Below are 12,076 nucleotides of genomic sequence, written 5' to 3' on the forward strand. Positions count from 1 at the left end.
CAAGAGGAGATCGACATGACAGATTTTGCGAGATTGTTGCATGCGGACGGACCGAACCCAGAGCACGCGGAGGCGCTGCAGCTTTACGGTCGTTTTGTCGGCGACTGGGACGCCGAAATCACCGCCCACGGGCTCGATGGAACCAAACACACAGCGTCAGGCGAAATCCATTTCGGCTGGGTACTGGAGGGGCGCGCCGTGCAGGACGTCTGGATGATTCCTCGTCCCGCCGGCAGCCCGGCCTTTCCGATCGCCGGCAATTGGTACGGCACGACGCTGCGTATCTATGACCCAACCATTGCCGCGTGGCGGATTTCCTGGTTCGATCCAGGCCGCAGCGTGTTCCGCCAGCAGATCGGCCGTCCGCGCGGCGACGCCATCGTACAGGAAGGCACGACCGAAGCCGGCGAGCTGACGCGCTGGAGCTTTACGGAGATTACCGACAATTCCTTTCACTGGCTCGGGGAGGTCAGGCCGACCGCCGTAGCGGACTGGCGGCTGATGGTCGATGTGAAAGCAAAGCGGCGCGAGGGCTGACGACTGTGCCGCTGTGCTAGCGATGACGGGTGCGGTTGCATGACGCGCGCTGCCGCGTGACGAGATGAGGTGCTAGGCTCCCAGCACAAACACAGAGGGAGCGAACGCCGATGACCGCAAGTGGATTGCCTGCCAATACGAGCGGACTGTTTGTCGAGCCGCGCGAGGACTGGCTTGCGCAGCACCAGGAGGAGATCATCGATGCGCCCCGGCCGATCGTCGATCCTCACCACCATCTCTGGAATCGCGGGCACCGCTATCTGATCGAGGAGATGGCGGCCGACATCGCCTCTGGCCACAACATCGTCGCAACCGTCTATGTCGATTGCCGCTCGATGTATCGTGCGCATGGGCCAGAGGCGTTCCGGCCCGTCGGCGAGGTCGAGTTCGCCAACGGCGTCGCGGCGATGAGCGCGAGCGGTGGTTACGGCAAGGCGGCGATCTGTGCGGGCATCGTCAGCCACGCCAATCTGCTGCTGGGCGACGCGGCCAAGCCGGTGCTGGAAGCGGAGATCGCGGCGGGCCACGGCCGCTTCCGCGGCATCAGGCATTCCTCGGCCTGGGACGAAGACCCCGTGGTCGCCGGCATGTATGCGAACCGGCCGAAGGGCCTTTTGCAGGATCCGACCTTCCGCAAGGGATTTGCCTGCCTCGCGCCGCTGAACCTCAGCTTCGATGCCTGGCTGTTTCATCCGCAGATCGGCGAACTGACCGAGCTTGCGCGCGCCTTCCCCGACACCCGGATCGTGCTCGACCATTGCGGCGGCCCCGCCGGCGTCGGCCGCTTTGCGGGACGGCGCGAGGAGGTGTTTTCGCAGTGGCGCGCCTCGATCCGCGAGATCGCGAAATGCGAGAACGTGGTGGTTAAGCTCGGCGGGCTCGCGATGTGCCTGCTCGGCTATGACTTCCATCGGCGCGAGAAGCCGCCGTCATCCGAGGAGCTTGCCGCAGCCTGGCGGCCTTATGTCGAGACCTGCATCGAGGCATTTGGCCCAAGGCGCGCGATGTTCGAGAGCAATTTCCCGCCGGACAAGGGCCAGTGCAGCTATCAGGTGATCTTCAACGCCTTCAAGCGCATCGCGGCGGCCCTGAGCGAGGCCGAAAAGACGGCGCTGTTCTCGCAGACCGCCATCGATTTCTATCAGCTCGAACTGCCGTCGTGACGAGAAGAGGGGCCGGGATGTTGATCCCGGCCCCTCTTCCGTCGTGGCCGCTGGGAAGCGTCCTTGAAACGTTATTGTTCGGGCTCTAGCCGGCACCCATCAAGGAGGCCGGACGGCGCTCGCCGCTGGAGGTGAACATCTTCTTGAGCTTGTTGACCACACGGATCAGAAAGCCGATCATCACGGGATTGGTCTTGCGGCAGAAGGCGATCTTCTTGACGTGCCCTTCGACATGCCATTTGGCATGCGCGCCGTCGCGGAAGAAAATGACGTCGCCGGGGCCGTAGCGCTTCGGCGGCATGCCGTCGCTTTCGAGCACGATCGATCCTTCCATGATCATGATCGTCTCGTCGATATCGTAGTACCAGTTGAAGCGCCCTTCGGTGCAGGCCCAGATGATGGTTTGGGCCGTGCCGTCGGCACTGGTGGACAGGACGCGCGAGCGCGACACCGGGTTACCCTCGATGATCCAGGACGGCTCGATCGGCCGCAGCTCCAGATCCACATTGCAACTGCCGATCTCAATCATTGCGCGCGACATCTGTTTCCTCGGGGAATGAAATAAGTTTGACCGGGTCGGAGCCCGGACTGTTTCAATGATCCTCGCGACGCTAGTGATCGGCTTTTAATTCTTCCTTACGCAGGCCTCGACAATCGGCCGTAGTTGAAGCCGCGAAGCGCGTTAACGCAGTGATTTCCTGCCAATTGGACTATGTGAACCCATCTTTGCCGGGGGGTGCGACAAAATGCGCGAGGGAGTCATCGATGCTCCTCGCGCTCGAGGTTCTGACAGCCAATCGCGGTGCTCACCTCTCCTACAGGAGAGGTGAGCAGGTTACTTCGCCCACTCGCCCTTGCGGAACACCGGCACCTTGCTGCCGTCGGCGAGAATGCCGTCGATGTCGGTCTCGGCCGAGCCGATCATCCAGTCGATATGGATCAGGCTCTGGTTGCCGCCCTGCGCGGCGATCTGCTGCGGCGTGAGCTGCGCGCCGTTGACGAAGCATTTCGAGTAGCACTGGCCGAGCGCGATGTGGGACGCCGCGTTCTCGTCGAACAGCGTGTTGTAGAACAACAGTCCGCTCTGCGAGATCGGCGAGGAATGCGGCACCAGCGCCACCTCGCCGAGGCGGCGCGCGCCCTCGTCGGTGTCGAGCACCTTGTTCAGCACCTCCGCGCCGCGCGAGGCCTTTGCGTCGACGATCTTGCCGTCCTCGAAGCGCACCGAGATGTTATCGATCAGGGTGCCCTGGTAAGACAGCGGCTTCGAGCTCACGACGTGGCCGTAGACGCGGCGGCAATGCGGCGTGGTGAAGACCTCTTCGGTCGGAATGTTGGCGTTGCAGCTGATGCCGTTCTTGGAGAGCGAGGCGCCGCCTTCCCATTCATGGCCATCGGCAAGTCCGATGGTGAGGTCGGTGCCCGGCCCCGAATATTGCAGCGCGCGGAAACGCTGGCCATTGAGCCAGTTGGTGCGCTCGCGCAGGACCGCATTGTGGCTCGCCCAATTGCTAATCGCGTCCTCACGGTCGACGCGGGACGCCGCAAAGATTGCATCCGCGAGCTTGCCGATTGCGGCGTCCTCAGGGTCGTCAGGAAACACCTGCCTGGCCCAGGAAGGGCTCGGATAAGCGATGATGTTCCAGTTGGTATCGAAATTGACGATTTTTTCCAGCGCCGGTTGATAGGCCATGGAATTGGCCTTGCTGGCGCGCGCCACCTTGGAGGGATCCTCGCCCGACAGCAGCATCGGATTGTCGCCGACGATGGCGAGCCGTGCGGTGTTGTCCGAGAATGCCTTGGCCATGCCCTCATACAGCCAGCCGGCAGCACGATCGAAACTATCGTCGTGGCCGTGGCGGTAGCGCGCCAGCGTCATCTCCTCATCCGACAGGATCGGCGTTACGATGCCGGCGCCGGCCTTGTAGGCGTGCACGGCGATCCGCCGCACCAGCGGCAGTGCGACCGCAGGCGCCGTCAGAAGAAGATCCTGCCCCGGCCGCAAACCCAGCCCCACCTTCACCGCCACCTCGGCCAGCCGGTCGAGTTTCGCGGGATTGATGGGAGTAGCGGAATTGCGGTGATCAGTCATACGGGGCCCTCTGCCGAAAGTCTCTCGTTCAATCTAAGCCCAGGATCGCGAGGCGCAAGTGCGCGAGCACCTTGCGGCAGGGAGAGATACGCAGTTTCACGCATATTGGTTTTCAACGCGTTGCCGATTTCAGCACCCGGTCAACCATGGCGGGCGCAAGGCCGAGGTAATTTCTTGGCGAGGTGAGTGCCTCGATTGTGGCACGGTCGATGCAGTTCAAGACGCGGGAGTCGGATGAAAGCGCATCCGCCAGCGAGAGACTTTTCTCATTGGCGAGCCGGCAGGCGTCATAGACCATGTCATGCGCCTCCTGCCGCCCGATTTGCGGCGCGAGCCCCATCATGACCGCTTCGGCCACGATCAGGCCGCGGCTGATGGCGAGATTGTCATTCATCTTCGCCTCGTCCACGATGAGGCCTGCGAGCGCAAACTTCGCCTGGTGCAGCGCGCCGGCGGTCAGCACGAAGCTTTCTGGGATTGCCATCCATTCGGCGTGCCAGGGGCCGGTGGCGCGCTCGAAATCCTGCACCATCGCATCCAGCATCAGGCCTGCATGCTGGCGCACCGCCTTGGACGCCGCAAGCATCAGTTCGGAGGAGATCGGGTTGCGCTTCTGCGGCATGGTGGAGGAGGCGCCGCGCCCCTTGACGAAGGGTTCGTAGAGCTCGGCAAACTCGGTCGAAGCCATGATCATGATGTCGAGCGCTATCTTGCCGAGCGAGCCGGTGACGAGCGCCAGGAAGTTCACGGCCTCGGCAAAGCCGTCGCGCGCGACGTGCCAGGTCGAGGCGGGAACGCCGAGCTTCAGCTCGGCGCAAAGCGCCTCCTGCACCTCGAATCCCTTGTCGCCGAGCGAAGCCAGCGTGCCGGCAGCGCCGGCAAACTGGCCGACCAGGACGCGCGGCCTCAACTGCGTCAGACGCCCGGCATGACGGTCGAACATCGCGAGCCAGATCGCGGTCTTGTAGCCAAACGTCACTGGCAGCGCCTGCTGCAGATGGGTGCGGCCCGCCATCGGCGTATCGCGATATCGCTTGGACAGGTCTGCAAGAATGCGGCGCAGTTCGGCAATGTCCCTTTCGACGATTTCGAGCGCGGCACGCAGTTGCAGGACCACCGCGGTGTCCATGATGTCCTGCGTGGTCGCGCCCCAATGCACGTAGCGGCCAGACTCGCCGCACTGCTTCACCATCTGATGCACCAACGGCAGGATCGGATAGCCGACGATGTCGGTCTCCTGCCGCAACAGATCGAAATCGAGCGCGGCAACATTGGTCCGGCCCGCGATCTGATCGGCGGCGTCCTGCGGTATCACGCCGCATGTGGCCTCTGCCTTCGCCAACGCGACCTCGACCTCGGCATAGCGCGCCACCAGCGCGATATCGGAGAACACCTCCCGCATCTCGGGCGTGCCGAAGGCGTCCCGGAACAGCATGGAGTCGAGCACGGTGGTCCCAGTGGGAAAAGCGGGCATGGGCATTTCTTCGTGGTTGGAGTGTTCTGTGTGAAGGCAGCTTACGCGGGCCATGCTATTCGACAATGCCTGCCATACGACCGATGTCGTCCTGGCGGATGCCCGTGGGCATTCGCCGGGCATTCGCCAGACGACGCTGGGGAGATGTCCGACACTGCCGACGTCGCTACGCTTGCGGATTAAGCCAGCGGCAATCCGCGCCAAGCCTCCACATTCTGTCGAGGTCGTGTTCCCATCCGAAAACAGCATAGTTGGCATCACGCGATCGTGGTGAACCTGACAGTCCCTTCGTCGGACTTACAGGTTTCAAGTCGAAATCCATTTTAATTTTTGTATTGCCTGATGTCGTTGTGAGGACTGAGTTTTCGACGTGCAATTTCTGTTCCGGGACCATCTTCTCGATACCGACCGGCGCGAGCTGAGCCGCGAGCAGGTTCCCGTTGCCGTGGAACCTCAGGTTTTTGACCTGGTCGTGCATCTCATGGAGAACCGCGACCGGGTGGTCAGCAAGGGTGAGCTGATCGACAAGATCTGGCACGGCCGCAGCGTCTCCGAATCGACGCTGACCAGCCGGATCAACGCGGCACGCAAGGCGATCGGTGACAATGGCGCGAACCAGGCGCTGATCCGCACCATCGCGCGCAAGGGCTTTCGCTTCGTTGGCGACGTCGAGGCAAAGCGCGGCGCGGCCGTTCAGGAACCCGGCCCCGCGGCGCCGTTGGCGCAGACCACGCTCGCGCTACCCGACCGGCCCGCAATCGCCGTGCTGCCCTTCACCAACATGAGCGGCGACCGCGAGCAGGACTATTTCTCCGACGGCATCAGCGAGGATATCATCACCGCCCTGTCGAAGCTGCGCTGGTTCTTCGTCGTCGCGCGCAACTCGTCCTTTGTCTACAAGGGGCGCGCTGTGCACGTCCACGAGGTCGCACGCGAGCTCGGCGTGCGGTACGTGATCGAAGGCAGCGTGCGGCGTAGCGGCGAGCGCCTGCGTATCTCGGCGCAGCTCAACGATGCCTCGACCGGCAGCCATCTGTGGGCCGAGCGCTACGACCGCGAGCTCGCCGACGTCTTCGCCGTGCAGGACGAGATCACCGAGGCGATCGTCGCGGCGATCGAACCGCAGCTCTACGCCGCCGAGAGCTTTCGCGCCCAGCAGAAGCCGCCGGGCAGCCTGGATGCCTGGGATCTGGTGATGCGCGCATTGTCGCGTTACTGGCGCATCACGCGCGAGGACAATGCCGCTGCGCAGGAGCTGCTGGAAAAGGCAATCGCGATCGATCCCGCCTATGGCAAGGCGCTGGGCCTGCTCGCGACCAGCCGCATCTTCGGTGCGCATATGGGCTGGGCGGAAATGGCTGCAACCGTGCCGGTCGCCGAACGCGCGGCGCTGGCGGCGGTGGAAGCCGATCGCGACGATGCCTGGGCGCATCACGGCCTCGCCTATACTTATCTGTTCCGCCGCCGCTTCGAGGACGCATTGGCGGAGTTCGATCTGGCTCTCAAGCTCAATCCGAATTTCGCGATGGCGTACGCCTTCTACGGTGTGACGCTGTGCTACGCGGGACGATGGCAGGACGGCGACGCCGCCGCGCGCCGTGCGTTGCGGCTGAGCCCGCGCGATCCGCTCGCCGGGATCTATGGTGGAGTTGCGGCCTACGCCCGGTTCATCGGCCGCGACTACGAAGGAGCCGTGCAGATGGCGCGCGAATCGCTGCGGCAACGCAGCGATTTCGTCGGCGCGCATCGTGTGCTGACAGCCGCGGCCGGTATGTCGGGAAACGCGGCCCTTGCCGCGTCCGCCCTGCACGGCCTGCGCCGCGCCCAGCCCGGCATTTCGCTTGCCTGGATCACGCGCGAGCTGCCGATGCTACGCGACGAGGATCGCGCGCATTACCTGGAAGGATTGCGGCGCGCAGGGATGAGGTAGCTCGCCACAGCTTACCCTGCCCTGGGGGCCTCCAGGGGAGGGTCAGAAAAGTCCTACTCCTGCATCATCTCGCCGCTGCCGCCGAACTCGGCAGGAAAGTCCTTCAGCTTGGGCAGGCCATCGCGCATCGGCAGCACCGTCTCGGCATAATTGACGTGGACGCCTGGCGAAAATGCGAGCGTGGGGATGGTGGCGGTGAAGACGTCCACCAGGCCGAGCGGCGGGTGGTTGGTCATGAGATGACCGCCGCACTTCTTGCAATATTTGCGTTGGCTGAGCGGCGTCTTGGCGAAGGTCTCGACGTTCTGGGCGCCTTCGGTGATGCGCACCGCCTCGGGCTTCCACAGGCTGAAGGCATTCACCGGTCCGCCCGACCACGACCTGCAAGAACGGCAATGGCAATAGCCCATCGCCTCCGGCTCGCCCGTGACCTCGATCGTGACTGCGCCACAGAAGCAGTTTCCGAGATGTTTCATTTTGCTCGTCTCCATTGGGATCGATATTGCTGGTCGGGCCAGCCACGCGTCCTCCTTTCGGTGGACGCCTGGCGCGAGGCGAAGACTATACCGATCTGCGCCAGGGAATAAGCATCGACACGCGTTGTTTGTACTGCCGGTACTCGTCCCCGAAGAGAGCGACGAGGTCGCGCTCCTCCAGCGCGATGCCGACGAAGATGTAGAGCGTGGTCACGGCGGCGAACAGCAGATGGCCCGCGGTCATGACCGGCGCCGCCCAGAACGCGATGATGAAGCCGAGATAGATCGGATGACGAACGAACTTATAGAGCAGCGGCGTCTTGAACCGCGCAGGCGCCGCTTCCTTGCCGACGAGATGGTTGGTCACCTGATGCAGGCCGAACAGTTCGAAATGGTTGATCATGTAGGTCGAGGTGAACACCAGCACCCAGCCTGCGAAGGACAGCGTGACCAGCGTCACTGCAAAATCGGGATCCTGGACCTCCCATACGACCGAAGGCAGCGGCCGCCACTGCCAGAACAGGAGCAGCAACGACAGGCTCGCCAGCAGCACATAGGTGCTACGCTCGACTGGCTTCGGGACGAACTGCGTCCACCACGCCTTGAAGCTCTGACGCGCCATCACGCTGTGCTGGATGGCGAACAGGGTCATCAGGAGGAGATTGATGATGACCGCCTCAAGCGGGGGCGTGGCGGTTCCGGTGTCGATGGTCTTCGGCACGACCAGCCCCATCACGAAGCCGATGGCGTAGAGAATGGTGACGAAAAACACGAGATATGCCGCAATTCCGTACAGAAAGGCGGCGAACTTGAACATGCGTGAGCCCGCAACAGCCGGGCTGATCGAATGAACCTGATCAATCTGAGACATGGAAAGCTCCGTTGTGCCAAAACATCGGCACTATGTGGTCGCCCCACCATGCGCTTCGGACGGGCCCGAGACTTTCGCCGACAATTGATTTTCGCCTGAGATGCCATTGATTTTTGCTTGAGACGACACAAAACGTGCGATTTTGCTTTGAAGACAACGTGCTCGACGGCGACCTGCGGGAACTCACCTGCGCCGGTGTCGCCGTGCCGTTGCAGCCGCAGGTGTTCGATCTGTTGCTCTATCTGGTTGCTCAACGCGCGCGTGTGGTCAGCAGGGATGACCTGATCAGCCAGATCTGGAGCGACCGCATCGTCTCCGATTCCGCCCTGAACAGCCGGATCAACGCTGCGCGCAAGGCGATCGGCGACGACGGCGCCACCCAGCGGCTGATCAAGACCATTCCGCGCAAAGGCTTTCGTTTCGTCGGCGAGGTTCAGGAAGAGGTGGCGGCTTCGCCTGCGCCCGCTATATCCGTTCCTGCCCGGCCGCACACCGTCTCGGATCGCCCGGCAGTCGCGGTGCTCGCCTTCGAGAACATGAGCGGCGATCCCGCGCAGGACTATTTCGGCGACGGCATCAGCGAGGACATCCTCACCGCGCTGTCGAAACAGCGCTGGTTCCTGGTGATCGCCCGCAACTCGTCCTTCACCTACAAGGGACGCGCGGTCCACATCAGGCAGATCGCCGAGGAACTCGGCGTCCGCTACATCGTCGAGGGCAGCGTGCGCAAGGCGGACAACCGGGTGCGCATCACCGCACAGCTCAACGATGCCACATCAGGCAGCCATCTCTGGGCCGAGCGCTACGACCGCGAGCTGATCGACGTCTTTGCCGTGCAGGACGAGATCACCAACGCGATCGTGGCGGCGGTCGAGCCGCAGATCCACGCGGCCGAAAATTTTCGCGCTCACCGCAAGCCGCCTGCGAGCCTGGATGCCTGGGATCTGCTGATGCGGGCACTGTCACACTATTGGCGCGTGACGCGGCAGGATCACGAGGCCGCTCGGACGCTGCTGGAGCGCGCGATCGGAATTGATCCGAATTATGGTCAGGCTGTCGGTGTTGGCGGCAAATCATATGTTCGGCGTGCATCTCGGCTGGGCCAAGCTTGCTGCGGTGGCGCCAGTGGCGGAAGCCGCCGCGCTCGCTGCCGTGCGCTGCGACCATGAGGACGCCTGGGCGCATGCCGCGCTGGGGAGCGTCCTGTTCTCGACACGCAGGCTGGCCGACGCACTGTCCGAGTTCGAGCAGGCGCTCGCGCTCAATCCGAACTTCTCGCTGGCGCAGGGCTATTACGCGCTGGCACTGTCTTATGCCGGACGCTCGAAGGAATCGTTCGAGGCGGCGCAGACGGCAATCCGGCTCTCGCCGCGCGATCCCTCGCTGGCGATCTATCACGGCATTGCCGGCTATGCGCGCTTTACCGAGCGGCACTATGACGAGGCGATCGCGCTCGCGCGCGAGGCGATCCGCCACCGCGGCGACCTCACCGGCGCCTACCGCGTGCTCGCGGTCTCCGCCGGCATGACCGGGGACGCAAAGCTGGCAGAGATCGCGCTGGGCGAACTCCGCCGCGCCCAGCCCGGCATCTCGCTCCACTGGATCGCGACGCAACTGCCGTGGGCCAATGACGCCGACCGCGAGCACTATCTAGAAGGATTTCGGCGGGCGGGGTTGCGATGACGGGCCTGCCCACGACGCTGTGTCGCTAGCCGCACCGGTCATGTCGGCCAACGACCGACATGACCGGTACACAGCGATATGAGGCAGATAAATCAAAACAGGACGCGCTGTGCATTTTTTGTGCGAACGTTGTCGCGACTTTCATCTTGCGGCGCCGAGCGAGACTATGTGAGCCTCGCTACCGGATGGGGACTGGGATGGGCCGGCCGTCGCTTTGCGCGCGAGGACGTTGCGAAGCGTTAACGGCTGACCTCGCTTGAGAAAGATACGACATGCCGAAACGAGTGTTGCTTGGTCTCCTCCTGGCTTGCGGCCTCACGGCCCCGGCGCTGGCGCAAGAGCCGAAAACAGGGGGCGTGATCAATGCCGTAATCCAGCCCGAGCCGCCCGGCCTGATGCTTGCAATGGTCCAGAACGGTCCGACCCAGATGGTGTCGGGCAACATCTTCGAGGGGCTGCTGCGCTACAGCCCCAAGCTCGAGCCGCAGCCGGAGCTCGCCGAGAGCTGGAGCGTAAGCGAGGACGCGAAAACCTACGCCTTCAGGCTCAGGAAGGGCGTGACCTGGCACGACGGCAAGCCCTTCACCGCCGCAGACGTGCTGTTCTCGGTCGAGATGCTGAGGCAGACCCACGCGCGCGCCCGCAACAACCTCGCCCAGGTCGACAAGGTCGAGGCGCCCGACGACTACACGGTGGTCTTCACGCTGAAGCAGCCGTTCGGCCCGTTCCTCGGCATCTTCGAGGTTGGCTCGATGCCGATGGTGCCGAAGCATCTGTATGAAGGCACCGATTTCAAGACGAATCCCTACAACAACGCGCCCATCGGCACCGGCCCCTTCATGTTCAAGGAGTGGCAGAAGGGCTCGTTCATCCGCCTGGTCAAGAACCCGAACTATTACGAGAAGGGCAAGCCTTATCTCGACGAGATCTACTGGCAGATCATTCCCGACGCCGCGGCCCGCTCGGTGGCGTATGAGACCGGCAAGGTCGACGTGCTGCCCGGCGGCTCGGTCGAGAACTTCGACGTGCCGCGGCTGTCCAAGCTGAAGGACACCTGTGTCACCGGCGCCGGCTGGGAGTTCTTCTCGCCGCTGGCCTGGCTCTGGCTCAACAACCGCCAGGGTCCGCTCGCGGACAAGCGGGTGCGGCAGGCGGTCATGTATGCAATCGACCGCGATTTCGCCAAGGATGTCATCTGGAACGGGCTCGGCAAGGTCGCGACCGGCCCGTCCGCCTCGACCATCAAATATTACACCGACGACGTGAAAAAGTACCCGTACGATCCGGCCAAGGCCAAGGCGCTGCTGAAGGAAGCCGGCTACAAGGGCGAGAAGATCCGCCTGTTGCCGCTGGCCTATGGCGAAACCTGGCAGCGCTGGGGTGAAGCGGTGAAGCAGAACCTCCAGGACGCCGGTATCAACATCGAGACGATTGCCACCGACGTTGCTGGCGGCAACCAGAAGATCGGCGAGTGGGACTATGACATCGCCTTCACCTATCTCTATCAGTACGGCGATCCCGCACTCGGGGTAGGACGCAATTACGTCTCCAGCGCCATCGCCAAGGGCCAGGTTTTCAATAACGTCGAAGGCTACTCCAACCCGGAGATCGACAAGCTGTTCGCCGACGGTGCTGTCGCGACCCCGGACTCCAAGCGCAAGGAGATCTATGAGAAGGCGCAGAAGATCCTGGTCGAAGACGTGCCGGTGGCCTGGATGCTCGAGCTGCAATTCCCGACCATCATGCGCTGCAAGGTCAAGAACCTGATCACCACGGGAATCGGGGTCAATGACGGCTTCAAGGACGCATGGCTCGACAAGTGATGGTGCAGGCCGCACGCTTGTTTCACC

The 12,076-nt window shown here is 63.3% G+C and carries 9 protein-coding genes and 1 pseudogene; 5 read left to right on the forward strand and 5 right to left on the reverse strand.

The features are described from left to right. The first annotated feature begins 15 nt into the window (after positions 1-15). Together IVB01_RS10265 and IVB01_RS10270 are read left to right on the forward strand one after the other, a co-directional pair. Positions 16-537, forward strand: a complete 522-nt coding sequence (locus IVB01_RS10265) for a hypothetical protein (protein ID WP_247282044.1) — start codon at positions 16-18, stop codon at positions 535-537. Positions 538-647: 110 nt separating this feature from the next. Next, entirely contained in the window at positions 648-1,700 is a 1,053-nt protein-coding gene (locus IVB01_RS10270; RefSeq protein ID WP_247281716.1) for an amidohydrolase family protein, read from the forward strand. Between the two features lie 85 nt (positions 1,701-1,785). Here the strand turns inward: IVB01_RS10270 and IVB01_RS10275 are convergent, their stop codons facing one another. The 3 genes from IVB01_RS10275 to pcaB all read right to left on the reverse strand — a co-directional run bounded on the left by IVB01_RS10275 (position 1,786) and on the right by pcaB (position 5,266). Beyond that, positions 1,786-2,241 (reverse strand): cupin domain-containing protein, encoded by a 456-nt coding sequence (locus tag IVB01_RS10275; RefSeq protein ID WP_247281717.1) that lies wholly within the window; start codon positions 2,239-2,241, stop codon positions 1,786-1,788. A 294-nt stretch (positions 2,242-2,535) separates the two neighbouring features. Further along, positions 2,536-3,792, reverse strand: coding sequence for an aminopeptidase (locus IVB01_RS10280; RefSeq protein ID WP_247281718.1), 1,257 nt, complete (start codon positions 3,790-3,792; stop codon positions 2,536-2,538). 112 nt (positions 3,793-3,904) lie between these two features. Next, positions 3,905-5,266: a 3-carboxy-cis,cis-muconate cycloisomerase gene (pcaB, locus tag IVB01_RS10285; protein ID WP_247494483.1), complete on the reverse strand. Its 1,362-nt coding sequence runs from the start codon at positions 5,264-5,266 to the stop codon at positions 3,905-3,907. 370 nt (positions 5,267-5,636) lie between these two features. Here pcaB and IVB01_RS10290 point away from each other — a divergent pair, with 370 nt between their 5' ends. After that, entirely contained in the window at positions 5,637-7,196 is a 1,560-nt protein-coding gene (locus IVB01_RS10290) for a winged helix-turn-helix domain-containing protein (RefSeq protein WP_247281720.1), read from the forward strand. 53 nt (positions 7,197-7,249) lie between these two features. Here IVB01_RS10290 and IVB01_RS10295 read toward each other — a convergent pair whose 3' ends face one another. Both IVB01_RS10295 and mddA read right to left on the reverse strand, forming a co-directional pair. Continuing rightward, positions 7,250-7,672 (reverse strand): GFA family protein, encoded by a 423-nt coding sequence (locus IVB01_RS10295; RefSeq protein ID WP_247281721.1) that lies wholly within the window; start codon positions 7,670-7,672, stop codon positions 7,250-7,252. A gap of 85 nt (positions 7,673-7,757) precedes the next feature. Beyond that, positions 7,758-8,543 carry a methanethiol S-methyltransferase gene (gene mddA, locus IVB01_RS10300; RefSeq protein WP_247281722.1) on the reverse strand — a complete coding sequence of 262 codons (786 nt, stop codon included), beginning with the start codon at positions 8,541-8,543 and terminating at the stop codon, positions 7,758-7,760. 134 nt (positions 8,544-8,677) lie between these two features. On the opposite strand from mddA, the pseudogene IVB01_RS10305 reads away from it, so the two are divergent. Both IVB01_RS10305 and IVB01_RS10310 read left to right on the forward strand, forming a co-directional pair. Next, positions 8,678-10,226, forward strand: a pseudogene (locus IVB01_RS10305) (winged helix-turn-helix domain-containing tetratricopeptide repeat protein). A 272-nt stretch (positions 10,227-10,498) separates the two neighbouring features. After that, positions 10,499-12,049 (forward strand): ABC transporter substrate-binding protein, encoded by a 1,551-nt coding sequence (locus tag IVB01_RS10310; RefSeq protein WP_247281724.1) that lies wholly within the window; start codon positions 10,499-10,501, stop codon positions 12,047-12,049. Positions 12,050-12,076 lie beyond the last annotated feature (27 nt).

Source organism: Bradyrhizobium sp. 164, assembly GCF_023073715.1.
Taxonomy (GTDB): Bacteria; Pseudomonadota; Alphaproteobacteria; order Rhizobiales; family Xanthobacteraceae; genus Bradyrhizobium.

Coding starts and splice junctions, on each gene's coding strand:
- IVB01_RS10265 (WP_247282044.1), top strand. CDS start 16: ATGACAGATTTTGCGAGATTGTTGCATGCGGACGGACCGAACCCAGAG.
- IVB01_RS10270 (WP_247281716.1), top strand. CDS start 648: ATGACCGCAAGTGGATTGCCTGCCAATACGAGCGGACTGTTTGTCGAG.
- IVB01_RS10275 (WP_247281717.1), bottom strand. CDS start 2,241: ATGTCGCGCGCAATGATTGAGATCGGCAGTTGCAATGTGGATCTGGAG.
- IVB01_RS10280 (WP_247281718.1), bottom strand. CDS start 3,792: ATGACTGATCACCGCAATTCCGCTACTCCCATCAATCCCGCGAAACTC.
- pcaB (WP_247494483.1), bottom strand. CDS start 5,266: ATGCCCGCTTTTCCCACTGGGACCACCGTGCTCGACTCCATGCTGTTC.
- IVB01_RS10295 (WP_247281721.1), bottom strand. CDS start 7,672: ATGAAACATCTCGGAAACTGCTTCTGTGGCGCAGTCACGATCGAGGTC.
- mddA (WP_247281722.1), bottom strand. CDS start 8,543: ATGTCTCAGATTGATCAGGTTCATTCGATCAGCCCGGCTGTTGCGGGC.
- IVB01_RS10310 (WP_247281724.1), top strand. CDS start 10,499: ATGCCGAAACGAGTGTTGCTTGGTCTCCTCCTGGCTTGCGGCCTCACG.